This is a genomic window from Acetivibrio ethanolgignens (assembly GCF_001461035.1).
Lineage (GTDB): Bacteria > Bacillota > Clostridia > Lachnospirales > Lachnospiraceae > Velocimicrobium > Velocimicrobium ethanolgignens.
On record NZ_LNAM01000024.1, the window covers coordinates 49,919 to 72,009 of the forward strand.

General features: G+C 42.0%; 29 protein-coding genes and 2 pseudogenes. 25 read left to right on the forward strand and 6 right to left on the reverse strand.

Features of this window, described 5'->3' with window-relative positions:
• Positions 1-7 precede the first annotated feature (7 nt).
• The 12 genes from ASU35_RS02450 to ASU35_RS02500 are packed head-to-tail and all read left to right on the forward strand — an operon-like array spanning position 8 to position 7,225.
• Positions 8-964, forward strand: coding sequence for an XkdQ/YqbQ family protein (locus ASU35_RS02450; RefSeq protein WP_058351511.1), 957 nt, complete (start codon positions 8-10; stop codon positions 962-964).
• Positions 961-1,278 carry a DUF2577 domain-containing protein gene (locus ASU35_RS02455; RefSeq protein ID WP_058351512.1) on the forward strand — a complete coding sequence of 106 codons (318 nt, stop codon included), beginning with the start codon at positions 961-963 and terminating at the stop codon, positions 1,276-1,278. Before ASU35_RS02450 ends, ASU35_RS02455 begins: the two co-directional genes overlap by 4 nt.
• Complete coding sequence (locus tag ASU35_RS02460) at positions 1,275-1,679, forward strand: DUF2634 domain-containing protein (RefSeq protein ID WP_058351513.1); 405 nt, start codon at positions 1,275-1,277, stop codon at positions 1,677-1,679. Before ASU35_RS02455 ends, ASU35_RS02460 begins: the two co-directional genes overlap by 4 nt.
• A gap of 1 nt (position 1,680) precedes the next feature.
• Positions 1,681-2,778: a baseplate J/gp47 family protein gene (locus ASU35_RS02465; protein WP_058351514.1), complete on the forward strand. Its 1,098-nt coding sequence runs from the start codon at positions 1,681-1,683 to the stop codon at positions 2,776-2,778.
• A complete protein-coding gene (locus ASU35_RS02470; RefSeq protein ID WP_058351515.1) occupies positions 2,771-3,319 on the forward strand; it encodes a putative phage tail protein in 549 nt (182 codons plus the stop codon). The genes ASU35_RS02465 and ASU35_RS02470 overlap by 8 nt, the downstream gene beginning before the upstream one ends.
• Before the next feature lie 2 nt (positions 3,320-3,321).
• On the forward strand, positions 3,322-3,708 hold the full coding sequence (locus ASU35_RS02475) for a hypothetical protein (protein ID WP_058351516.1): 387 nt from the start codon (positions 3,322-3,324) through the stop codon (positions 3,706-3,708).
• A gap of 1 nt (position 3,709) precedes the next feature.
• On the forward strand, positions 3,710-5,407 hold the full coding sequence (locus ASU35_RS02480) for a hypothetical protein (RefSeq protein ID WP_058351517.1): 1,698 nt from the start codon (positions 3,710-3,712) through the stop codon (positions 5,405-5,407).
• 15 nt (positions 5,408-5,422) lie between these two features.
• Complete coding sequence (locus tag ASU35_RS02485; RefSeq protein WP_058351518.1) at positions 5,423-5,809, forward strand: hypothetical protein; 387 nt, start codon at positions 5,423-5,425, stop codon at positions 5,807-5,809.
• Positions 5,787-5,930, forward strand: coding sequence for an XkdX family protein (locus ASU35_RS18410; protein ID WP_083504105.1), 144 nt, complete (start codon positions 5,787-5,789; stop codon positions 5,928-5,930). Before ASU35_RS02485 ends, ASU35_RS18410 begins: the two co-directional genes overlap by 23 nt.
• A 33-nt stretch (positions 5,931-5,963) precedes the next feature.
• Positions 5,964-6,266: a hypothetical protein gene (locus ASU35_RS02490; protein ID WP_058351519.1), complete on the forward strand. Its 303-nt coding sequence runs from the start codon at positions 5,964-5,966 to the stop codon at positions 6,264-6,266.
• A 12-nt stretch (positions 6,267-6,278) separates the two neighbouring features.
• Positions 6,279-6,563, forward strand: coding sequence for a phage holin family protein (locus ASU35_RS02495; protein WP_058351520.1), 285 nt, complete (start codon positions 6,279-6,281; stop codon positions 6,561-6,563).
• Positions 6,563-7,225 (forward strand): M15 family metallopeptidase, encoded by a 663-nt coding sequence (locus tag ASU35_RS02500; protein ID WP_058351521.1) that lies wholly within the window; start codon positions 6,563-6,565, stop codon positions 7,223-7,225. The genes ASU35_RS02495 and ASU35_RS02500 overlap by 1 nt, the downstream gene beginning before the upstream one ends.
• 101 nt (positions 7,226-7,326) lie before the next feature.
• Here the strand turns inward: ASU35_RS02500 and ASU35_RS02505 are convergent.
• The 3 genes and pseudogenes from ASU35_RS02505 to ASU35_RS02515 all read right to left on the reverse strand — a co-directional run.
• Positions 7,327-7,533, reverse strand: a pseudogene (locus ASU35_RS02505) (manganese catalase family protein); the annotation flags it as partial.
• The gene (locus ASU35_RS02510) at positions 7,533-7,793 is read right to left on the reverse strand and encodes a spore coat protein CotJB (RefSeq protein WP_058351522.1); all 261 of its coding nucleotides are present in this window, start codon (positions 7,791-7,793) and stop codon (positions 7,533-7,535) included. The pseudogene ASU35_RS02505 and the gene ASU35_RS02510, both read right to left, overlap by 1 nt.
• Positions 7,763-8,038 carry a spore coat associated protein CotJA gene (locus tag ASU35_RS02515; RefSeq protein ID WP_058351523.1) on the reverse strand — a complete coding sequence of 92 codons (276 nt, stop codon included), beginning with the start codon at positions 8,036-8,038 and terminating at the stop codon, positions 7,763-7,765. The genes ASU35_RS02510 and ASU35_RS02515 overlap by 31 nt, the downstream gene beginning before the upstream one ends.
• Before the next feature lie 398 nt (positions 8,039-8,436).
• On the opposite strand from ASU35_RS02515, the gene mreB reads away from it, so the two are divergent.
• The 10 genes and pseudogenes from mreB to ASU35_RS02560 all read left to right on the forward strand — a co-directional run bounded on the left by mreB (position 8,437) and on the right by ASU35_RS02560 (position 16,701).
• On the forward strand, positions 8,437-9,426 hold the full coding sequence (gene mreB / locus ASU35_RS02520; protein ID WP_058351524.1) for a rod shape-determining protein: 990 nt from the start codon (positions 8,437-8,439) through the stop codon (positions 9,424-9,426).
• Between the two features lie 18 nt (positions 9,427-9,444).
• Positions 9,445-10,221 carry a flagellar hook-basal body protein gene (locus ASU35_RS02525; RefSeq protein WP_058351525.1) on the forward strand — a complete coding sequence of 259 codons (777 nt, stop codon included), beginning with the start codon at positions 9,445-9,447 and terminating at the stop codon, positions 10,219-10,221.
• Between the two features lie 14 nt (positions 10,222-10,235).
• Positions 10,236-11,051, forward strand: coding sequence for a flagellar basal-body rod protein FlgG (flgG, locus tag ASU35_RS02530; RefSeq protein WP_058351526.1), 816 nt, complete (start codon positions 10,236-10,238; stop codon positions 11,049-11,051).
• 13 nt (positions 11,052-11,064) lie between these two features.
• Positions 11,065-11,424 carry a rod-binding protein gene (locus tag ASU35_RS02535; RefSeq protein WP_058351527.1) on the forward strand — a complete coding sequence of 120 codons (360 nt, stop codon included), beginning with the start codon at positions 11,065-11,067 and terminating at the stop codon, positions 11,422-11,424.
• Positions 11,425-11,479: 55 nt separating this feature from the next.
• On the forward strand, positions 11,480-13,708 hold the full coding sequence (gene recD2 / locus ASU35_RS02540) for an SF1B family DNA helicase RecD2 (RefSeq protein ID WP_242861183.1): 2,229 nt from the start codon (positions 11,480-11,482) through the stop codon (positions 13,706-13,708).
• A gap of 67 nt (positions 13,709-13,775) precedes the next feature.
• Complete coding sequence (locus ASU35_RS02545) at positions 13,776-14,675, forward strand: nucleotidyltransferase family protein (RefSeq protein ID WP_058351529.1); 900 nt, start codon at positions 13,776-13,778, stop codon at positions 14,673-14,675.
• A gap of 7 nt (positions 14,676-14,682) precedes the next feature.
• Positions 14,683-14,865, forward strand: a pseudogene (locus ASU35_RS20035) (double zinc ribbon domain-containing protein); the annotation flags it as partial.
• 48 nt (positions 14,866-14,913) lie between these two features.
• On the forward strand, positions 14,914-15,408 hold the full coding sequence (locus tag ASU35_RS02550) for a ComF family protein (protein ID WP_242861184.1): 495 nt from the start codon (positions 14,914-14,916) through the stop codon (positions 15,406-15,408).
• Positions 15,409-15,419: 11 nt separating this feature from the next.
• Positions 15,420-15,827: a flagellar protein gene (locus ASU35_RS02555; protein WP_083504107.1), complete on the forward strand. Its 408-nt coding sequence runs from the start codon at positions 15,420-15,422 to the stop codon at positions 15,825-15,827.
• A gap of 28 nt (positions 15,828-15,855) precedes the next feature.
• Positions 15,856-16,701, forward strand: a complete 846-nt coding sequence (locus ASU35_RS02560) for a response regulator (RefSeq protein ID WP_147525338.1) — start codon at positions 15,856-15,858, stop codon at positions 16,699-16,701.
• Positions 16,702-16,766: 65 nt separating this feature from the next.
• Here ASU35_RS02560 and ASU35_RS02565 read toward each other — a convergent pair whose 3' ends face one another.
• Together ASU35_RS02565 and ASU35_RS02570 are read right to left on the reverse strand one after the other, a co-directional pair.
• Positions 16,767-17,606, reverse strand: coding sequence for a CvfB family protein (locus ASU35_RS02565; RefSeq protein ID WP_058351533.1), 840 nt, complete (start codon positions 17,604-17,606; stop codon positions 16,767-16,769).
• A gap of 20 nt (positions 17,607-17,626) precedes the next feature.
• Entirely contained in the window at positions 17,627-18,334 is a 708-nt protein-coding gene (locus tag ASU35_RS02570) for an acyl-[acyl-carrier-protein] thioesterase (RefSeq protein WP_058351534.1), read from the reverse strand.
• Positions 18,335-18,455: 121 nt separating this feature from the next.
• On the opposite strand from ASU35_RS02570, the gene ASU35_RS02575 reads away from it, so the two are divergent.
• Positions 18,456-19,355: a CPBP family intramembrane glutamic endopeptidase gene (locus ASU35_RS02575; protein WP_172794580.1), complete on the forward strand. Its 900-nt coding sequence runs from the start codon at positions 18,456-18,458 to the stop codon at positions 19,353-19,355.
• Here ASU35_RS02575 and ASU35_RS18415 read toward each other — a convergent pair.
• Positions 19,345-19,521, reverse strand: coding sequence for a YjfB family protein (locus tag ASU35_RS18415; RefSeq protein WP_083504108.1), 177 nt, complete (start codon positions 19,519-19,521; stop codon positions 19,345-19,347). The genes ASU35_RS02575 and ASU35_RS18415 overlap by 11 nt on opposite strands.
• Positions 19,522-19,634: 113 nt before the next feature.
• Between ASU35_RS18415 and trxB the strand changes: the two genes are divergently transcribed.
• Together trxB and ASU35_RS02585 are read left to right on the forward strand one after the other, a co-directional pair.
• Positions 19,635-20,573, forward strand: coding sequence for a thioredoxin-disulfide reductase (trxB, locus tag ASU35_RS02580; protein ID WP_058351536.1), 939 nt, complete (start codon positions 19,635-19,637; stop codon positions 20,571-20,573).
• A gap of 117 nt (positions 20,574-20,690) precedes the next feature.
• A complete protein-coding gene (locus ASU35_RS02585; RefSeq protein WP_058351537.1) occupies positions 20,691-22,037 on the forward strand; it encodes a C40 family peptidase in 1,347 nt (448 codons plus the stop codon).
• The last annotated feature ends 54 nt before the right edge of the window (positions 22,038-22,091 follow it).

A 22,091-nucleotide genomic window follows, 5' to 3' on the forward strand; every position in this document is an offset into this window, starting at 1 on the left:
AGGGGCTATGGGAATTGAATTACTGATGCAGAATGGAAAGAAAATATATGCTCCAGGTATAGAAGAGGGCATAAAACTTAAAAGCGTGAGAAAAGGAACTCCGGGGCAACTCAATTTTACGGCTATAAACGATGGCTTATTGAAATTCACAGAGGGAAATCCGGTTAGGTTTCTCGTTGATGGTAAAAAGTTGTTTTATGGTTATGTATTTGAAAAAAAGCGGAGTGGCAGGGATACGATAGATGTTGTTTGTTATGATCAGCTCCGGTATTTCAAAAATAAGGATACCTATATTTATAAGAATAAGACAGCATCGCAGGTATTGAAGATGGTTTGCTCTGATTTTGGTTTAAAAGCCGGGAAGATAACAGATACAAAGCATGTTATTTCTAAAAAGCTGGAGAGTAATAAGACGCTGTTTGATATTGTGCAGAACGCTCTGGATGAAACAATGCAGAGTAAAGGAAAACTTTATGTTTTGTATGATGATTTTGGCCGTATATGCCTTACGGATGTTGCAGATATGAAGCTTAATCTTCTGATTTGCGATGAAACAGCAGAAGGTTTCACATATACATCCAGTATTGATAAGGATGTCTACAATAAAATCAAACTGGCATACACTAATCAAAAAACAGGTAAGATAGAAACCTATATTGCTCAGGATAGCAAAAACATCAATAAATGGGGTGTATTGCAGTATTATCAGTCAGAGCAGAATAATGCCGGGTTAAAGTCAAAAACAAATAGCCTGCTTAAGCTGTACAATCGGAAAAGCAGAAACCTCACAATTAAGAATGCTGCTGGTGATATCAGGGTGAGAGCAGGATGTAGCTTACTTGTTTCATTGACTCTGGATGATATCAGAATAAACAACTATATGCTTGTAGATGAAGTAACCCATACCTTTAAAGAAAACGTACATACAATGGACGTAAAACTGATTGGGGGCGATTTTGTATGAGTGATCTTCTTTCGGTTATCAAGCAGGCGGCCATAGAAGCTGTAAGAGAGAGTAAACCGGTAGAATTTTTGACCGGGACTGTAGAATCTGCTTCTCCATTGAAGATACGAATCGACCAGAAAACGCTTCTGGACGAAGATTTTCTGATTCTTACCAGGGAAACAAAAGATTATGAGGTAGAGGCTACTTCTGATGGAGCAAAGAGGAAATACAAGGTGCATAACGCACTGAAAAAAGGAGAAAAATGCTTGATTCTATCAAAACAGGGTGGACAAGATTATCTCGTGCTATGCAGATTGGAGGTGTCTGAGTGATACCAAATGAAGATGATGATTTATTAGAAGAGCTAGAGACAGAAACACAGCCGTCACTTACTTTTGCTATGAATAAGGAGGACAACAAGGTCCAGGGGCAATGTGATGGACTGGAGGCGATGGAGCAGGCCATTTACTGCATCCTTAACACAGAAAGATACCAGTGTCCTATATATGATTGGAGCTATGGTGTAGAGCTAGCTGATTTAATCGGTATGCCGCTGGATTATTGTATAGCAGAAGTGGAAAGGCGAATCAAGGAAGCTCTGGAGGCAGATGACAGAGTAATATCTATTGATAACTTCCAATTTGATTTACCGGAATCCGGTACGCTGGCTGTTGAGTTCATTGTCAGTACAATCTTTGGAACAACAAAAGTAAATAAAGAGGTGAATATTTAAGATGTATGAAGAAAAGACCTATGAGGCTCTCTTGGAGGAAAAACTTAGCCTGGTAGATGATAAATTTGATAAAAGGCAAGGGTCTCCAATTTATGCAGCTTTGGCACCAAACAGTGTTGAGCAGGCAAGGCTATATTCTCATCTTGCATGGTTGCATAATCAAATGTTTGGAGATACAGCGGAAAGAGATGGATTAACAAGGATTGCACGGGACACCAGGGGGCTTTCTCCAAGTGCTGCAACTTATGCAGTACGAAAATGTGTAGCTGATGCAGTTCTTCCACTTGGGCTTAGCGTATCTTTGGATATACTGAACTATACCATAACAGAGGCCGTAGATGAGGCAGGTAGCTCGGGTGAATATGTTTACAAGGCTGTGTGTCAAGAATCTGGAGAAATCGGAAATAAATACAGCGGAGAAGCCATCCCTAATGAATTTGTAGAGGGCCTTACTGCGGTGAGGATATTAGATGTTCTGATACCTGGCGAGGATGAGGAAGATACTGAAGCATTCCGCAAAAGATGGAGGGATAACTTCCGTTCAATGGCTTTTGGAGGAAATAAGACAGACTACAAAGAGAAAATTAATGGAATTGAAGGTGTTGGAGGTGTTAAAACTGCCAGAGCAAGGAATGCTTCCGGTGAAGTACAGGGAGGCCATGTATTAGCTGTTATTATTGCCTCTGATTTTTCTGTACCATCACTTTCTCTGGTTGAAAAGGTGCAGGAAATAATAGACCCGGTAGAAAATGCTGGAGAAGGTGATGGACTGGCCCCTATAGACCACACAGTGCATATACAGGCGGTTACTGGAAAGGTAATTAACGTAGCAACTACTTTGACTTTGGATACCGGATATTCTTTTGAGGATATCAAAAGCTTTGTGGAGGGAACTGTAGACAAATATTTCTTAAGCATCAATAAGGAATGGGAGGAAAAAGGAAATGAAAGCATTGTAGTCAGGATTGCTCAGATTGAAAGTGCCATATTGAAAATAATAGGCGTACTTGATATTACAGGAACCATGTTAAATGGAGAGGAGAAGAATGTTATTCTTGACAAGTATGAGATAGCAGTAAGGGGTGAAATAAGTGGATAATCAACTGATGAAATATCTTGATGGCTGTATTTTTAAGGATTATGAGGAAATCAAGGAAATTCTCCGGGTGGAACAGATAGAAGAAACTGCTTTGTGGAATGAAATGGACTATCTTTTAAAAGAGTCAAAAGTGCAGAGCAGTGAGGACATAGGTTTGCGGCGGTGGGAAGGAATTCTTGAATTAAAACCGCTTGATACAGACCCGATAGAGGTTAGGCGACTTAGAATAAAAGGAAAGCTTAACGAAACTCTTCCTTACACTTACAGGGTAGTTTATGCTATGCTGCAGTCTTTGTGTGGAAAAGATGGAGTGTCTGTTGATAGAAATGTTGAAGAATATTCGTATTCAGTTAAAGTAGCATTAAAAAGCAAAAAACTAAAAGCTGAGGTTGAAAAGCTTCTGGATAGAGTGATTCCAGAAAACATGATACTTAAAGTCACCATTATGTACAATACCAACCGTATGCTATCTGGCTTGACCCACGCACAGCTTGCAGCTTATACTCACAGGCAACTTAAGGAAGAAGAATTGGAGGTGTGAAATTGGAATATACGGAAAACTTAAAATTAAGAAAGCCTTTGCAGGATGAACCATATGATGTAGACAATTTTAATCAGAATGCAGATAAGATTGATTCAGCAATAGCAAGAAAGGCAGATAAATCTATCGAAAAATCAGCAACACTCTTTGCCTCTTCCTGGACAGGAGATACAGCCCCATATTACATTACCATTGATGTAGAGGGAGCCACCGCAACAAACAATATTGAAATCCTTCCGGCGGCGACTTTAATCCAGGAACAGTATGAGGCTATGAGCAGTGCTGGTATTACCGGAGCAGACCAGGCAGAAGGAAGTGTAACCCTGAAAGCTTTTGGTGACAAACCAAAGATAGATTTGCCAATTATAGTGATAGTGAGAGGTGATTGATATGGCTGTAATTGTAAGGATGCCGTCAAAAGGCGGCTCAAATACAAAAAATGTAACAGCGGTACCGGATGATGTATTGAGTGGAAAAGTATTTGTCAATTCAAAAGGAGAAGAACAGGAAGGAAATATGCCGGACAACGGAGCTGTAGCACAAGTCCTTAATGCAGGTGGTTCCTATACAATACCAAAGGGATATCATGATGGAGGCGGAAAAATAACAGCAAATAGTCTAGCTTCTCAAACGCAGGCAAACGCTACAGCTCCTTTTATAGCAAGAGGAAAGACGGCATGGGTCAATGGGAATAAGGTAGTAGGAACTGGTCTGATTGCCAGCGAGATAAGAGGTGTGAAAAAAGATTACTATGTATATGCAGGGCAGACAATAGAGGTTGGTGATTTTGTTCAGCTAACTTATGGAATATCCGGGATTGGTTCTGGAAAAGCCATTAAAAAAACACTGCCACTAAAAACTAGTAGCGACAGCAGTTTTATAACATGTAAGATAGACGAGAGCACAGTACTTCTCCTTTCAAAAGAAGCAGATTCAAACTATAATTATTATAGAATGTATGCTTCGGTAATTAAAATAAATGGTGTCGACATTTCAGTAGGGCCACGTATTCAAATTCTTGAAAAGAAATATGTTTACGGAATAGAAGATAGTGATTTAAAGTATATAAGTGATGCAAAATTTATTGTAAGCGATAGCTCCCATGTATATGTGCTCTACCCAACTTCAAAATCATACGATGAGTTCATGTATTGGTATTTAACATTAAATGGAGTAACTATATCGGTGTCTGGAATGAAAAAAATATATATTGGAAGGGATAAAGAGTTTCAAGGCGTGTCGTATAAAAATAAAGCCCTTTATAAAACATCATCCGGACATTTCTATCTGCCGATAATTCATGGTACAGGCACTATAAACGATTGGAACATGACAACGTATAATACTATGTATATTTCCATAAATTTTTTGTCAGACAACAAAGGGACACTGAGGCTTGAAAATAAAACTATCCTTCATATCGATTCTTGTGACTCTGCAGATTGTGACTTCGGTAAAGATGAGTTTGTCTTGGCATATAGCAAAAATAGTGATAGAAATACTATAGGCATCTTTACAGGTAGAATCAGTGGGAAAACTGCAAAGGAGGTCAAAAAACAGTATGTTAATAAAACTGAGGACGCTTACTTAAATGTATGCAAATTAACAGAGAAGGTAAGGATTGTATTTATAGGAAAGAATAGCTCTGCTTTGTATTATAGGACTGTAGATAACGAAGGTAATATTTCCAGCAGCACATTGTCTATAGCTCTTTCTACAGAAAAAATAATAGTGACTTCCAATTTAGACAATAGGCTGCTTATTCGCAATGAATTGTTTGAAATTTCAAATGCCAGGAATGGATTGCTGAGAAAATTAAGTACCAAGGCTGGTTTTTATTATTCAGAAATTTTACTTCTGTATGGGTCAAAAGCACTGACTATATATGATGGAGAAGCTACAGTAATAAATTTCCCAAATGCAAACATTGATTATTTGAATTATATATATGAGATTCAAGCAAAATTAGCCATTTCCAATGATGACACAGAGGGAGTCGCATTAACAAAAGGGATAGGAGGGAGTAATCAAGGTTCTGGTGCGAAACATAATCAAAAAGTAACTGTAGTGTCGAAGTTGGCAAAATAAAAGGAGAGATAGAGAATGTATATTATTACGGACAAAAAAAATCATATTATTGCTTTAACAAATGAAGTTAGCATGATTTTTATAAATGAGGAAAAAGGAGATTATGAAACGACAAGGGATGAGAATAGAGCTATTGGATGGATGGACATGGAGAATAATACAATCTATCAAGATATTAAAGCTTGGAATGTTGATTCAACAACGGAAAATCCACCATACGACCTGTCAAAAGATTTAGGTAGATATCTTTTTGCGAAGGAGAGGGGTTTTTACAAAAACAAAGACTGGTTGCCGCCACAGCCTTCTTTTGAAGATAAGGTAAGAGCCGATATTGAATATATAGCACTATCAGCAGGAATTGATTTAACGGAGGTAAGTTATGAAAGCGAAGGAGATTTGTAAAAAATACTATCCAAAATTATGGGGAATTGGAAGGATAAGGAATTTGGTTAAGATTGGAAGAATCACAAGAGAGGAGTATAAAGAAATCACAGGAGAGGATTATGACAGGAAAGAAGCCTAAGGGCTTCTTTTTTCATGGGAAAGGAGGTCACCTATGACGGATGAAGAAGTAGCAGTAAAGCTTAAAGCTCATGAGCATGAGCTGGCGTCTTTAAAGCATAGAATGAATAAGCAGGAAGAGACTACATCAACCCTGCAAGCCATTCTTTTACAGATTAAGGAAATCAGTATCACGATGAAAGGGATTCTGGAAGAGCAGAAGGAACATAGTGCCAGGCTTGACAGCCTGGAGGAAGAACCAGCCAAGAATTACAAGCAGCTTAAAATGGCAGTATCTACCGCTGTAATAAGCAGCCTGGTCGGAGCAATCGTTGGAGCAGTATTAATGATTTTATAGGAGGAAGAGAAAATGAATGATTTAAGCTTTTTATTGGAGTACGTAGACCTGGTAACCTTGGGCATCTGCCTCTGTGTAGGCTTTGCCCTGAAGCACGCAAGGATTTTCGAAAGGTTTGGTAACCAGTACATACCGTTGACCATGCTGTGCCTTGGCACACTGATAGCCATACTCACCCATCTTGGGAACGTTAATGCGTCAGTAATCCTTGGTGGCATGATATCCGGACTGGCAAGCACCGGACTTTATGAAATGCTCCGCAATTTGTTAAGCTACGATGGAAAGGATGATGAGTAATGAGTACAGCACAATGTAGAGATATTTCAAAATTAAATAAGTTAGTAAAGGTCCAGCTTGAGCTGGCCCTTTTTGATTTACGGCAGCAAGGAGTAAATCCTCTGGTGGTAGAGACCATTCGCACCAGGGAACGCCAGCATATGCTCTATGGACAGGGCAGGACCGCAGCCCAATGCAAGGCTGCAGGTGTTCCGGTCGGGTATGCCACTCCAGGGAAAGGCAAAGTAACCTGGACGCTTAACAGCATTCATATTTCCGGCTGTGCGGTAGATGTGGTTCCACAAAGGCAGGTAAACGGCAGAATGACGGCCATATGGAATACAAAGGACAAGGATACCCAGAAAATTATTAAGACAATGGTTAAGTATGGCTTTGAGGCCGGTGCGAATTGGACAAGCTCTCCAGACAGTCCACATTTCCAGGTGAAAGGAGTAGCAGGTGAGTATTACAGACAGGGAAATACAAATAAATTCGTCACTCTGGCTATCCAGAAAGCACTAAACAAGGCTTTAAATCTAAAAGGAGCCGAGAGGACAGATGAGGATGGAGATTGGGGAAATGACACCACTCAAAAGGTCAATATGTTCCGAAAAATGATGGGCTGGAAACAGACTGGAAAGCTGGGAGAAAAGGCATTGAAGAAGTTGTTTGAATATCTGTAATAAAAAGACCGAATCTTAGAATTAACTAGGGTTCGGTCTTTTCTTTACAATATAGATAAGTAAAATTGCGAATAATGATAAAAAAAAATAAACTTCCAACATAAATGCGCCAGCTCCTCGGTACCAATATCTGTTAAAAGTCCTGCAACCTCGCGGTATGGCATGGCATATCTTTGAGAGAGATAACGCATGCTGGCAGCTAATTCACCATCCGGGCCACCAAACTGGCTGATGATGACCATTGCCATTTTTGGATTGCTTTTGGTAATGTTGATTGGATACTGCAGTCGTTTTTCATAATTCCACATTACTTACATCCTCCTTCCCAAGGCCATGGAGTGCTGACCCAGGCCCAATAGCTGCCAAAGGCTACATTTTCATTGGTCAAAGGACCATAGAGGCGGGTATATTCCTCGACAGCCTGATTGCGAAGCCTGCGATAGGTTTCATAGTATTCCATTGCCTGTTTATCCTGTGGATGGGTGTCCAGATAGAGAACGACATCATCAATCGCAAAGCCTACTTCATGAATAAAGCTTAAAAGCTTTTCCTTGTCAGTTCCTGACATGAACAATCCCTCCTTCCACGACGTTGATTCATTGGGCAGCCTGCCTGTGGTGTTAAAGGGCAGTTTGGCTGATAGCTGCGAATGTTGCGGCAGCCTTTGCCGGCATATTCGAATGGGAAAATCAGTTCCTCAAAAATAGTGCCCTGGGCAAGTCCTCTGGCACCATCAGAAACATTCTGCCAGGACTGCCATGGAACATAGGCCATAGCAAGTGGCATTCCCTGCATTGCATCATAATGACTCAAAATGAACACTCCTTTCAGTAGCTTTCGCTTATACGGTTTAATACAATTTATGAAGAGAGCGACCAGATGGTGATTTGTCTAAGGAATCCCTTTGGCTTTGCCGATATTATCTTTGTAGCTGTCTGAAAAATTTACACATGGAGGGTGCCCAGATACGGAAAACCTGCATATACCTTAAGGAAAATGGAGAAGCCGGCACTGTTCAGCATGTAGACTTTGCCGTGTCCTAGGATACCTTTTTCCTATTTCACTGTTAAATATGTATAAAATTAAAAATTCCTTTGAAAAAATGATGAAATGAGTTTATAATAAGATAGAGTATGTTTAATTATGAATTGTATGGAAAAAATTAGATATCATCAGATAAATACATTTAAGATTAAGGAAGGAGCAAAAACATGTTAGGCAGTGATATTGGAATTGATTTAGGTACTGCAAGTGTACTGGTCTATATAAAGGGAAAAGGCGTTGTATTAAAGGAGCCATCTGTAGTAGCTTTTGACAGAGATACCAACAAGATTAAGGCTATCGGTGAGGAGGCACGTCTGATGCTGGGACGTACTCCAGGCAATATCGTAGCAGTACGTCCGTTGCGTCAGGGGGTCATTTCTGATTATACTGTTACAGAGAAAATGCTAAAGCATTTTATCCAGAAGGCTGTCGGTAAAAGAGGTCTTAGAAAGCCACGCATCAGCGTCTGTGTCCCAAGCGGCGTTACTGAGGTAGAAAAGAAAGCAGTAGAGGATGCTACCTATCAGGCAGGTGCCAGAGAGGTTGCCATCATTGAGGAGCCGATTGCAGCAGCGATTGGAGCTGGCATTGATATCTCCAGACCTTGTGGTAATATGATTGTAGATATCGGAGGAGGTACTTCAGATATTGCAGTTATTTCCCTGGGTGGCACGGTAGTCAGCACATCAGTTAAGATTGCAGGTGACGATTTTGACGAGGCAATTGTCCGCTATATGAGAAAAAAACATAATTTATTAATTGGTGAAAGAACTGCTGAGGATGTTAAGATAAAAATAGGAAGTGCATTCCGTCGTGCAGAAAGTGAAACTATGGATGTCAGGGGACGTAATCTGGTGACAGGACTTCCAAAGACGATTACGGTATCCTCAGAGGAGACGGAGGAGGCTTTAAGAGAATCTACCTCCCAGATTGTAGAAGCAGTGCACAGTGTATTGGAGAAGACACCGCCGGAATTGGCAGCAGATATCGCAGACCGTGGTATTGTGCTTACAGGAGGTGGAAGCCTTCTTCGCGGACTAGAGGAGCTGATTGAGAATAAGACAGGTATCACCACGATGACAGCAGCAGAGCCTATGACCTGTGTAGCGATTGGAACTGGTAAGTTTGTTGAGTTCTTAAGCGGCAAAAAAGAATAACAGATGAGGTGAAACCCTATGGTAAGAGGATTATATACTGCCTATACAGGTATGGCAAATGAGCAGAAGAGACTTGATATTATATCCAATAATATTGCCAATGCGGCGACGGTAGGCTATAAGGAAGAAAGCGTTACGAACCAGTCCTTTGATGAGATGCTCACCCTGAAGATCCGTGATGGGTCTGAGGGACATCTGACAAAGAAAATCGGGGACATGAGTCTTGGAGTAAAGCTGGGTGAGGTTTATACGGATTATGGACAGGGATCTCTTCGCACTACTGGCAATACCTATGACCTGGCAATTGAAGGTAAGGGTTTTTTTGCGGTGGGCTACACAAATAAGGTAGGCGATGAGTCTGTACGTTATACAAGAAACGGTTCCTTTAAAATAACCCGGGACGGGCACATCGTAGATACGGAGGGTAATTCTCTCCAGAGTGAGAATGGAGATGCTCAGGTGCCAGTGGATGCGGCCAGCGTTGTAATCGATGTGGATGGAACTGTTTATGCGGACGGGACTGCAGTAGATAAGATTATGGTTGTAGATTTTACGGATTATGATTATTTAGAAAAGGTGGGTGACGTTTCTTACCGAGCCATTGAAGGTGCGGAAATGATACAGGCAGAGGGACTGATTCACCAGGGCTTTACAGAGCAGTCCAATGTGAATGCAGTTTCAGAGATGGTAGAAATGATAACGATTACCCGTGCCTATGAGGCAAATCAAAAGGTAATCCAGACCACAGATACGATGCTGGATAAGGCAGCCAACTCTGTGGGAAGGGTAGGATAAGGAGGTAATGCCCTATGATGCGTGCGTTGTGGACAGGTGCTTCAGGAATGATTGCACAGCAGACCAATGTAGATACAATTTCCAATAACCTTGCAAATATTAACACATCAGGTTATAAAAGAGAAACAACTGAATTTAAATCCCTTCTGTATCAGACGATACAGGGAGAGTCTACGGATAGTGATGGCAATCCAAAGCCGGTAGGTGTTCAGGTGGGCCTGGGTGTTCGTAACTCAGCCATTAGCTCCCAATTTACCCAGGGAGCCTACAATGAGACCGGTAATGACTGGGATTTTGCTATAGGCGGCGACGGCTTCTTTGCAGTACAGATGGAGGACGGCACGATTGGTTATACGAGAAACGGATCCTTCAGGATGTCTATCGGTGTAGCCGGTACGACTCTGTGTGATGCAGATGGAAGGCCGGTACTGGATACCAACGGAAGTCCTATCGTATTTGATTCAGGTATGAGCACATCCTTACTTACTGTGGATGCAGATGGACGTTTCTGCTATCCGGATCAAACAGGCAATGCCCAGCCGACCGGTATTCAGATTGGGCTGGTACAGTTTAATAATCCATCTGGTCTTGAGAAATTTTCCGGCAGTATTTTAAAGGAGTCACCGGCTTCTGGAGCAGCCCGTTGGGAAGCAAGTGACCCGGTACTTAAAAAGAGCGAGATTCGTCAGAAGTACCTGGAGGCATCCAATGTACAGGCTGTCGATGAAATGGTTAATTTGATTGTCGCCCAGAGAGCTTATGAAATGAATTCCAAGGTGATCACAGCATCCGATACGATGCTGCAGCAGGCCAACAATTTAAGAGGATAGGAAGGTGAGTGGCATGGGTTTATCAGTAGACGGATTATCCTCCTATTATCTTAATAATATGGGCAGCGTTACTGGTAGTGACAAGGCAGAAAAGCTTCAGCAGACCCTTTTCAATACGGATGTTTCTATGGCAGAGGATGAGGAGCTTTTAGAAGCCTGCAAAAGCTTTGAAACCTACTTTGTAGAGCAGGTATTTAAGGAAATGAAAAAGACCGTACATAGCAGTGATGATGAAGGCGAATACATGCAGTATTTTGGTGACATGCTGGTTGAGCAGTATGCAGAGGCAGCTACAGAGAGCGGTGAGCTGGGAATCGCCCGGCTTTTGTATGATTCCATGAAGCGAAACATGGGAGACACTACAGCAAAGTAAGAAAAAGGCGTATCGGCTTGAAAGAGAGCAGGTACGCCTTTCTTTCAAGAAGGGTATGAGGAAAGAGATGGCAGAGCAGTATGAGGGTTATATAGAAAAAATTGTATATCGGAATGCAGACAATGGTTATACGGTATTGAGTCTGTCCCAGGAGGAGGAAGAGCTGACCTGCGTAGGTACTTTTCCTGTTATCAGTGAGGGAGAATATATAGAAGTAACAGGAAACATTACCGAGCATGCTCTCTACGGGGAACAGGTGAAGGTGGTCTCCTACCAGGTCAAGGAGCCGGAGGATGCTCTATCGATGGAAAGGTATCTTGGTTCCGGGGCAATCAAGGGAATTGGTCCTGCTTTGGCCGCCCGGATTACGAAAAAGTTCAAAAAAGACACCTTTCGTATCATAGAGGAGGAGCCGGAGAGACTTTCTGAGGTTAAGGGCATCAGTGATAAAAAAGCAAGGGAGATTGCACTGCAGTTTGAGGAAAAACGGGAAATGCGAAATGCAATGATGTTTTTGCAGCAGTATGGTATTTCTAATAATATGGCAGTAAAGATTTACCAGGAGTATGGGGTGCGGCTTTATGAGGTGCTTCGGGAGAATCCCTATCGGCTGGCGGAGGATATTTCAGGCATCGGCTTTAAGCTGGCAGATGAGATTGCGGCAAAGGCTGGAATATCTTCGGATTCTGATTTCCGAATTAAAGCAGGACTTTTATATATGCTTTCCCAGGCTTCTGCCGCCGGACATATTTACATACCAGAGGCACTTTTATTAAAGAAAACAGCCCAGCTGCTTTTGATAGAGCCGGAGGCTATGGAACGCCACCTGACAGAGCTTTTCCTAGATAGCCGGATTATAGTAAAGGAAAAGGATGGGGAAAGGATTATTTATAATTCCACCCTTTATTATATGGAGATGAACTGTGCCAGGATGCTTCTGGATTTGAATACCTGCTATGAGGTCGGTGAGGAACAGCTTTTACGGCGGCTTGAAAGCCTGGAGAGCCAGGAAAATATTGTACTGGATGAGATGCAGCGGACAGCTGTTATGGAAGGTGTGAAAAATGGACTCCTTGTTATTACCGGTGGGCCAGGTACAGGAAAAACTACTACAATTAATACATTAATCCGGCTTTTTGAGTCGGAGGGTATGGATATTTTGCTGGCAGCACCGACTGGAAGAGCAGCAAAACGGATGTCGGAAACGACGGGCTACGAGGCTCAGACGATACACAGACTTTTGGAGCTGAAGGCTTCGCCGGAGGAAAAAGGAGGCTCTTCACTGAGTTTTGAACGGAATGAGCATAATCCGTTGGAAACGGATGTTGTCATTATTGATGAGATGTCCATGGTGGATATCTATCTTTTGCATGCTTTGCTAAAGGCAATTTTGGTGGGGACCCGGCTGATTTTGGTAGGCGATGTGAACCAGCTTCCATCCGTGGGCCCTGGCAATGTTTTGAAAGATATTATTAATTCCCATTGCTTCAATGTAGTGAAGCTTTCAAAAATTTTCCGCCAGGCTGCAGAAAGTGATATTATCGTAAATGCCCATAAGATTAACCGGGGCGAGGAGATTGCTCTGGACAATAAGAGCAGGGATTTTTTTATGCTGAAGCGGGACAATGTAAATGTCATTATTCAGGTGCTGATTTATCTGATTAAGGAAAAGCTACCGCCTTATGTTAAAGCAGAAAGCTTTGATATTCAGGTGCTGACACCGATGCGGAAGGGCGAGCTTGGGGTAGAGCGGCTGAATAAGATTTTACAGGAATACTTAAATCCACCTGCCGAAGGTAAAAGAGAGAGGGAATTTGCCCATGGTATCTTCCGTGAGGGTGACAAGGTTATGCAGATAAAGAATAACTACCAGATGGAGTGGGAGGTAAGAAACCGTTTTGGCGTTACTGTGGAAACAGGAACCGGTGTATTTAATGGAGATACCGGAATTATCAGGGAAATCAATTATTTTGCAGAGCTGGTTTGCGTTGAGTTTGAGGAAGGACGTATGGTAGAGTACCGGTATGCGGATATGGAGGAGCTTGAGCTTGCCTATGCGATTACCATACATAAAGCTCAGGGAAGTGAGTATCCGGCGGTAGTTATGCCGGTGCTTTCAGGACCGGCGATGTTATTTAACCGGAATATCCTATATACGGCAGTGACAAGGGCAAAGTCCTGTGTGACTTTAGTAGGCAGTGCTGATATGGTAAATCACATGATTGCAAATGTCAGCGAGCAGAAGAGGTATTCCAGTTTAGCTGAGCGTATTCAGGAGATGTAAATAGTTGATGCAATTTTATAGAAAATAGTGTATACTTAAAATATCTATATGGAAGAGGGAGCAGGCTATGAACAAGACAACTTTGGTAATTATGGCGGCAGGTATGGGAAGTCGTTTTGGTGGTGTAAAGCAGCTGGAGCCGGTAGGACCTGGCGGAGAGATTATTCTGGATTATTCTGTATATGATGCGATTCGTGCAGGTTTTCAGAAGGTTGTATTTATCATTCGTAAGGAGATAGAGAAAGACTTTAAAGAGGTTATCGGTAACCGTTTGGAAAAACAGATAGAAGTCGAATATGTACTGCAGGACATTGATAAGCTTCCGAAAGGCTTTACAAAGCCAGAGGGACGGACGAAACCATGGGGGACAGGACAGGCAATTTTAAGCTGCTTGGGTGTTGTGAAAGAGCCCTTTGCAGTGATTAATGCAGATGATTACTATGGAAGGGAAGCCTTTCGCATTGTAAACCAGTTCTTGCAAAACCCAGCAGATTGTGGTAAGAAATATCATTTCTGTATGGCCGGCTTTGAGCTTGGCAATACCTTAAGTGAAAATGGTGCAGTGACCCGCGGTGTATGCCAGGTCAGCCCTTATGGTATTCTGGAGGGCATTGAGGAAACTCATGAGATTGTAAAGAAGGGAACGGTGGCAGCCACACCGATAAAGACGCTGCCCTTTGAACAGCCGGTATCTATGAATATGTGGGGCTTTACCCTGGATTTTCTTGAGATTTTAGAGGGAAGCTTTAGCGAATTTCTGGGAACGATTGAGGGCAATGAGCTGAAAGCAGAATTTCTTCTGCCGACAGTTGTGGATGGACTAATTCAGTCAGGACAAGCCCAGGTAGACGTTTTAAAGACACCGGATCGGTGGTTTGGAGTAACCTACCGTGAGGACAAGGACTATGTGGTAGAATCCTTTAAAAAGCTGGTTTCTGAAGGTGTTTATCCAGCGAAACTGTTTTAAAGCTTATATGGAGAAAAAAAGGGGAATCGACATTTTACTGGACTGGTTTTTTCCGCGTAGATGCCCTGTTTGTGATAGGGTCTTAAAAAATAAGGAAAAAATTTGCAGAAAGTGTCAAAATGAGTTAAAATGGATAAAAGGGCCCCGTTGCTTTCGCTGCGGCAAGCCCGTCGAAGAGGAGAAAGAGTACTGCTATGACTGCAGTCATGGAGTCTTCCATTACATAAAGGGTTACTCGTTGTGGATATATGAGGGAGCGGCGAAGCAGTCAGTAGCAGCTTTTAAATACAAGGGAAGACAAGAGTATGCGGACTTTTATGGTGAGGAGCTTATGAAGGCCTATGGAGAACAGCTGAAAAAGCTTCAATTTGATACCATTATTCCCGTTCCGGTTCATCGGGAGAAGAAGCGGCTGCGAGGCTACAATCAGGCGGAGCTGATTGCCAGAGAGCTAAGTCGGGCCCTGCAGGTACCGATGGAGACAAGGGCACTTTTAAGAATTCGTTCTACAAAGCCTCAAAAGGGCTTAAATCATAAAGAAAGACAAAAAAATTTAAAAAAAGCGTTTCGATTTTATCCGGAGCATTGTGAAAGAAGAAGGCTTGGCCGGGTACTTCTGGTGGATGATATTTATACGACAGGAAGTACAATAGAGGCTTGTACAAGAAGTCTCCTGGCAGCAGGAGCCAGGGAAGTTTATTTTATTACATTATGCATCGGAAATGGACGCTAGGAGGTAGTAAAATGGATGTTAGAAACTGTAGAGAATGCGGTAATTTATTTAATTATGTATCAGGACCACCATTGTGTCCGTCCTGTCTTAAAAAGCTGGAGGATAAATTTGCTCAGGTAAAGGAATATATCTACAATAATCCGAAGTGTGGCATTAGAGAGGTGTCTGAAGCAAATGAAGTACCAGTTCAGATTATTAAAAAATGGATCCGTGAGGAACGGCTGAGCTTTTCACCGGACTCTGCTATTGGTCTGGAATGTGAGAGCTGTGGTAAAACTATTTATACCGGTCGTTACTGCGATGCTTGTAAATCAAAGATGACTCAGCGTTTAGCAGGGGCTTATCAGAAACCACAGCCACAGCAGCCAGAAAAGATACAGAGTGATCATCAGAATAAAATGAGATTCCTAAACAATTAATTCATAAAAAAGAAAATTGGGGGTGTCAGTGATAGGAGTAGACAATGTGGATGTTGTTGCTGTATACGAGGATGCATTTACAGTACTGACAAAAAAGGTGGCATCGATTCACTTAAAAGAAGTTTCCGTAAAAGAAGCTGACCTGCAGGATAAATATACCTTTATGGTTTATACGACTGGAGCTTTTGAGTCGTCTATTGAGTGCAGGATAGAGAATCCACTCTTTGAGCAGCTGGCACGAGGGTTAAATAAGGGACAGGAACTTCCGGAGGATACAAAAATGCTCTATGTCATAGAATATTTGAATATCATCTGTGGGAGAGCTTTGTCAGTAATTAATGGAGCATTGAAAAGTGCCTCTCGACTTACTGTACCAAAGTATTTGGACGGGGCAGAGGCTGACCAGCCTGGCTCTTATCTTCATGAGAACTGGATTGGATTTATAACGGAATATGGCAATATGCAGATAGGTTTGAAATACAATTATGAAACACAAAGGAGGCAAAAAAATATGTCTAAAACTGTTCTGGTGATTGATGATTCACCATTTATCGCAAATCAGATAAGAGAAGGAATAGAAGGAAATGGATATACGGTAGTAGGTCATGCCAGAAGTGGCGAAGAGGGTATTACCATGTGTGAGGATTTGACACCGGATATTGTATTGCTTGACATTATTATGCCGGGTATTGATGGCTTTGAAACAGCACAGGAGATTCAGAAAAAGATGCCGGAGGTCAAAATTATTATGCTGAGCTCCCTGTGTGATAATGAAACACTGGAAGAGGTTAGGAATATTGGATTGAAGTATTTGATTCCAAAGCCATTAGAGATAGATGTGCTAATGGCTACTCTGGAGCTTGCTTTGAGATAATGGAATACAAGAAGAGCTGGAGCTTGATTTAAAAAGGTAGCTCCAGCTTTTTGCTTCTATAGTATCTATTTTTTCTTCAGACGGATTCCGTTTTCCTCCAGTGTGATTTTTCCTTCCTTTAAAAGATGGCCGACAGCACGTTTGAACGCATTCTTGCTAAGACCAAAGGTAGCCTTAATGTCTTCCGGATCCGACTTGTCATGGAGCGGAAGAAAGCCTTTTTTCTGCAGACTAGAAAAAATTAACTCGCTGTCATCATCCATCTGTAGATAGGCCTTTTTACGAAGACTTAAATTCAGCTTACCATCCTCACGGACAGAGGCTACCCGGGCTTCTATGATATCACCGACGAAAAGTGGCTGTGCTGTCTCTTTTTTCGGAATCAGAGCTGAATATTTGTTGTCAACAGCGACAAAGATGCCGAAGCTTCCACTGGTTTCGTAAACAATACCAGAAACCTGGTCATCCTTTTTATAAGGAGAGCAGCTTTTCAAATAGTGATATACATTCATGGTAGCACACAGCCGGTCACTTTTGTCGATGTAGAGGGCGACTAAAACCTTGTCCTGTGGCTTTACCCGCTTTGTCTGCTCCCGGAAGGGTAAAAATAAATCCTTTGCCAGGCCCCAGTTTAGAAAAGCACCTATTTTGGATACTTGAACAACCTCCAGGAGAGCTGTTTCACCCAGGGTGAGATAAGGAACTGTCCTGGTAGCAATCGGACGATCCTCTGAGTCCTTATAGATGAAAACAGACAGCTCATCTCCCGGACGGCAGTCCTCAGGTACCTGGTTATTTGGTAGAAGAACCTTTTCAGCTTCCTCGCCATCGGGAGTATTAAGATATACACCGTTACTGGATTTTTTGACAACAATCAGAGTCTGTATTTTTCCTAATTCTATCATATAACTATATCCTTTCTGGCTTATTTGCCTGTAAAAGCAAGAATTGCATAAATTTTTCCATCTACATCTTCTAAAATAACGGTACACAGCCTGTCCTCGCAGCAAACCTTAGGATAAATGGTATCACCAAGGCGGGCAGCATTACGGTATTCTACCCGGAGCTCTCTAACCTCAAAGCCCTCTGGCAGATATTCCTCAGCCATAAGGATATATTGGCCGTTATTTACGTGGTTGTTGGTGTCAATATTGGCGGACACAACACAGAAGGAAGGGTGAGAAGCCGGCTCCTTTGGTACAGAAACCTTGCGGTCAGCATATTCCATAGGATATCTTGGCTCACAGCCATAAGGCTTGGCAGCTTCCTGGGGAATCCGGGCAGGATGCCCGGTGTCGGTGTCCACATAGACCCAAAGGGAGTTGGCAACGGCACATATTTCACCAGCTTCGTCCATCATAATAAAATTACGGTAGCCATAAAAACCCTTAAAATCATAGGCCCAGGTGCCGACAGTAACCTTTTCGCCCAGAAAGGGTGTCCGGTTTACCACAATCTGCCAGGAGTTAAGGAGCCAGGCGCGGTTAAGCTCTGCAAGGGCTTCGATGCCAAGCCCCAGATCCTCTGACTGAAAGGTACTGCAATCCTGAAAGTAGTTAGCGATTCCAGCCAGAGTTAGTTTTTTATGAAAATCCACTTCACTGTAGCGGATTCGGCTCTCAAAAGAATACATAGCATTACCTCCATAAAAAATAGTATAACACAAAGTTTTGGGAAAAAGTAGTAGAAAACTGGAAAAAATAATATAGATGTGTTACTATCATAGGGAGAAGGAAAAAGAAAGGAAAAGAAAAATGGAAAAGGTTCAGGAAGTAAATAAAGTATTTCTGATAACAGTAGTGACCGCGGTAGTAGTCTCGCTTTTTCTTGGAGCTGTGCCGGCGGTGCAGAAAAATTCATTGCTCAATCTTTTGGTTTCACAAATTGTGTATGCAGTACCCATGCTCATTTATATAGCAAAGAACCGGGGAAATATGCTGGAGTCCCTTCGCATCCGGCCACTACGGCCGATTACGGTGTTTCTTTTAGTGATTTTCTCTTATCTGATTACACCAACACTGAATGTGCTGAATGCAATTAGCATGCTGTTTTCTACAAATGTAATTAGTAATTCTCTAAGTGATATTATTAAAGAGTATCCTTTATGGGTGGGAATTGTCTCCATTGGCCTTTTGCCGTGTATCCTAGAGGAATGTGTATACCGTGGTGTGTTTTTTCATGAATATCAAAAACACAGTCCCAGAACAGGAGTTTTACTCAGCGGCCTTTTATTTGGACTGATGCATATGAATTTTAATCAATTCATTTATGCCTTTGTAATGGGGATAATATTTGCTCTTCTGGTGGAAGCTTCCGACTCCTTGCTAGGGTCTGTGATTGTGCATTTTTGCATAAATACTACTTCCGTAGTCCTGAGTCGTATGGCACCGGCTGCTATTACTGCAAATGGAAGGGCAGATTTACTTTCTTATATTCGGATTCTGTTTTTGCCGGCAGTGGTTATGACAGTGCTGGCATTCTGGCTGCTTTTTATCATTACTGGTCTTGAAAGAAGGCGGGGTGCCGTAGCAGAACTTTTGAAAAGGGACAATAAAAAAAGAGAGACAGTAGTTACACTGCCGCTCCTTTTAGGTATTGGTATTTGTACCGCCCTTATGGTATATGTGGAAATCATAAACCGGTTTATACCGTAATATCGATATTGCCACCCAGATTAGGGCAGACAGACTGCTCCATCATCTTTACCATATTATTGCCCATGGTTTCAATGGAGGAGAGGCTGTTGGCAAGAATCGCCACATTTACCTGTGTCATAAGCTGAGCCTGGCTCATAGCCGTGGCCATAGCAGGAATATCCATACACATACCTCCTACTGTCTTTTTACTATTTTATTATAGCATGGAAATGTGAGTTTGTCATAGTATTTTTTTGAAAAAAGAGGTATCATTATAGAAAGGAATGAGGGAAAAAGATGGAAAATATATTAGACGTTGTTATTATTGGTTCTGGTCCGGCAGGGCTTACTGCAGCGATTTATGCCAGCAGGGCAGAGCTGAAGGGAATTGTGATTGAAAAGAGCAGTATGAGTGGAGGACAGATTATCAATACCTATGAGGTAGATAACTATCCAGGCATTCCGGGAATCAGTGGTTTTGAACTGGCGAACCGTTTTCGTGAGCATTGTGACGGGCTGGGGATGGATTTTTATGAAGGTGAGGTAAAGGGGCTCTCTGTAGATGGAAATAGAATTAAAACGATAACTCTGGAGGATGGTACAGAGTTTAAGACAAAGACGGTAATTATTGCCGGTGGTGTAAAGAACAGAAAGCTTGAGGTGCCAGGAGAAGAGGAACTTGCCGGTATGGGAGTATCCTACTGTGCAACCTGTGACGGAGCCTTTTTTAAAGGAAAACGCGTAGCCGTAGTCGGTGGCGGTGATGTGGCTGTAGAAGATGCGATTTTCCTGGCAAGACTGGCCGAAAAGGTCTATGTTATCCATAGAAGAGATGAATTTCGTGCAGCCAGGAGCTTGATCCGTCGTTTGATGGAAATGGAAAATGTAGAGATTATCTGGGATAGCGTTGTAGAACAGATTGAAGGCGACGATATGGTAACTGGTATGCGTATTGCAAATAAAAAAACAGGGGAGAAGAGTGAGCTTTCCTTGGATGGAGTTTTTGTAGCAGTAGGAAATATGCCACTTTCCCAAAATTATGCTGACGTTGTAGAGCTTGATGAAAGTGGCTATATCAAGGCCACGGAGGATTGCCAGACCAGCGTTCCCGGAATTTATGCAGCAGGGGATATCAGGACAAAGCCATTAAAACAGATTATTACAGCAGCAGCAGATGGAGCAAATGCAATTACAGCTGTAGAAAAATATTTAAATGAAATGCCTGGAAGTTTTTGACTTTTGGGCAGCTTTATATTGACTTAATGAGGAAAGGGTGCTATAATAATTACGGAAATGTGATTTAACAATTTTGTAACATTTAAGATAGAAATTTAACAAATGGGAGGAAAAGCAATGAAAAAAGAAGCACTCGTAAAAGCAGTAGCGATTCTTAGTGCAACAGCCGTTCTTGCAGCAGGAAGTACTGCAGCATCTATGTCTGCCGCAGGTTTGTTTGGGGAATGCGGAGTAGCTGGTATTTCCTTATCATTGCAGCAGTATACAGAGAATACAGAGAATACAGAAAATACAGAGGCTATAGATAATAGTATGCTTCGGACAGTGGAAACAGATACGCAAATTCCGGAAGCAGCTGCAGCAATAGACGAGAAAGCTCCTGAAGAAGAAAAGGCAGAGGAAAAAAAGGAAGAGCCTGTATCTGAGTATGCGGATGTAGGTATCTCTATTGCAAATAATTATGTAAATATCCGTAAAAAGCCAAATACAGAAAGTGAAATCCTAGGTAAGCTTTATAAAGGCTGTGCAGCTAAGATTTTGGAAACTAAGGGTGAATGGGTTAAGATTAAGTCCGGCAGCGTAACCGGATACATAAATGCAGAGTTTCTTGCTATCGGTTTCGATGCAGAAGAGCTGATAGATAAATACGGAACCAAGTGGGCAGAGATTACAACAACTACTTTAAAGGTTCGTGAGAAACCATCTACAGAAGCCATTACCTTGACGCTGATTCCATTGGGCGAGACCTATCAGGTTGTAAAGGAAAAGGATGGCTGGATTAAAATTCTTCTGGATGAAGGCGATGAGGGCGATGAAGCTACGACAGGCTGGATTTCCGGTGATTATGCAAAGATTAACGTAGAATTTGAACATGCAATTTCTATAGAAGAAGAGGAAGCAGAAAAGAGGAGAGAAGAAGAAGCAAGAAAGGCAGAAGAGGAACAGCTTAGACGTCTGGAGGAGCAGAGAAGACAGCAGCAGTCCAGCAGTTCCAATAAGTCCAGCAGCTCTAATAGTTCAGGAAACTCAGGCTCCAAGAAACCTCAATCCAGTAGCTCTAATAATTCCAGCAGTTCTGAAAGTACAGGAAGTGTTGTTGGAAGCGGCAATGGAGCAGATATTGCGGCTTATGCACAGAAGTTTGTCGGTAACCCATATGTATATGGTGGTACCAGCCTGACAAATGGTGCAGACTGTTCTGGCTTTGTACAGTCTGTATATAAACATTTCGGTATCAGTATTCCTAGAACCTCAGCTTCCCAGTCGGGAGCAGGTAAGAAGGTAAGTCTGGATAATCTGAAAGAAGGAGATTTAATTTTCTATGCAAGAAATGGCCGTGTTAACCACGTTGCCATGTATATCGGTGGTGGTCAGGTAGTACATGCCAGCAGCCCAAAGACTGGTATTAAGATTTCTAACTATAAGTATCGTACTCCTTACTGTGCGAGAAGAATTGTAGGGTAGTGTAAAATAGTTTGTGTTTTTGGTAATAAATGGCTCCTTTTTGGTAAGAATTCA

Excerpts from the sequence above, each read along its gene's own strand:
- ASU35_RS02450 (WP_058351511.1), top strand. The coding sequence starts at position 8 with ATGGGAATTGAATTACTGATGCAGAATGGAAAGAAAATATATGCTCCA.
- ASU35_RS02455 (WP_058351512.1), top strand. The coding sequence starts at position 961 with ATGAGTGATCTTCTTTCGGTTATCAAGCAGGCGGCCATAGAAGCTGTA.
- ASU35_RS02465 (WP_058351514.1), top strand. The coding sequence starts at position 1,681 with ATGTATGAAGAAAAGACCTATGAGGCTCTCTTGGAGGAAAAACTTAGC.
- ASU35_RS02480 (WP_058351517.1), top strand. The coding sequence starts at position 3,710 with ATGGCTGTAATTGTAAGGATGCCGTCAAAAGGCGGCTCAAATACAAAA.
- ASU35_RS02485 (WP_058351518.1), top strand. The coding sequence starts at position 5,423 with ATGTATATTATTACGGACAAAAAAAATCATATTATTGCTTTAACAAAT.
- ASU35_RS18410 (WP_083504105.1), top strand. The coding sequence starts at position 5,787 with ATGAAAGCGAAGGAGATTTGTAAAAAATACTATCCAAAATTATGGGGA.
- ASU35_RS02490 (WP_058351519.1), top strand. The coding sequence starts at position 5,964 with ATGACGGATGAAGAAGTAGCAGTAAAGCTTAAAGCTCATGAGCATGAG.
- ASU35_RS02495 (WP_058351520.1), top strand. The coding sequence starts at position 6,279 with ATGAATGATTTAAGCTTTTTATTGGAGTACGTAGACCTGGTAACCTTG.
- ASU35_RS02500 (WP_058351521.1), top strand. The coding sequence starts at position 6,563 with ATGAGTACAGCACAATGTAGAGATATTTCAAAATTAAATAAGTTAGTA.
- ASU35_RS02510 (WP_058351522.1), bottom strand. The coding sequence starts at position 7,793 with ATGTCAGGAACTGACAAGGAAAAGCTTTTAAGCTTTATTCATGAAGTA.
- mreB (WP_058351524.1), top strand. The coding sequence starts at position 8,437 with ATGTTAGGCAGTGATATTGGAATTGATTTAGGTACTGCAAGTGTACTG.
- ASU35_RS02525 (WP_058351525.1), top strand. The coding sequence starts at position 9,445 with ATGGTAAGAGGATTATATACTGCCTATACAGGTATGGCAAATGAGCAG.
- flgG (WP_058351526.1), top strand. The coding sequence starts at position 10,236 with ATGATGCGTGCGTTGTGGACAGGTGCTTCAGGAATGATTGCACAGCAG.
- ASU35_RS02535 (WP_058351527.1), top strand. The coding sequence starts at position 11,065 with ATGGGTTTATCAGTAGACGGATTATCCTCCTATTATCTTAATAATATG.
- recD2 (WP_242861183.1), top strand. The coding sequence starts at position 11,480 with ATGAGGAAAGAGATGGCAGAGCAGTATGAGGGTTATATAGAAAAAATT.
- ASU35_RS02545 (WP_058351529.1), top strand. The coding sequence starts at position 13,776 with ATGAACAAGACAACTTTGGTAATTATGGCGGCAGGTATGGGAAGTCGT.
- ASU35_RS02555 (WP_083504107.1), top strand. The coding sequence starts at position 15,420 with ATGGATGTTAGAAACTGTAGAGAATGCGGTAATTTATTTAATTATGTA.
- ASU35_RS02565 (WP_058351533.1), bottom strand. The coding sequence starts at position 17,606 with ATGATAGAATTAGGAAAAATACAGACTCTGATTGTTGTCAAAAAATCC.
- ASU35_RS02570 (WP_058351534.1), bottom strand. The coding sequence starts at position 18,334 with ATGTATTCTTTTGAGAGCCGAATCCGCTACAGTGAAGTGGATTTTCAT.
- ASU35_RS02575 (WP_172794580.1), top strand. The coding sequence starts at position 18,456 with ATGGAAAAGGTTCAGGAAGTAAATAAAGTATTTCTGATAACAGTAGTG.
- ASU35_RS18415 (WP_083504108.1), bottom strand. The coding sequence starts at position 19,521 with ATGGATATTCCTGCTATGGCCACGGCTATGAGCCAGGCTCAGCTTATG.
- trxB (WP_058351536.1), top strand. The coding sequence starts at position 19,635 with ATGGAAAATATATTAGACGTTGTTATTATTGGTTCTGGTCCGGCAGGG.
- ASU35_RS02585 (WP_058351537.1), top strand. The coding sequence starts at position 20,691 with ATGAAAAAAGAAGCACTCGTAAAAGCAGTAGCGATTCTTAGTGCAACA.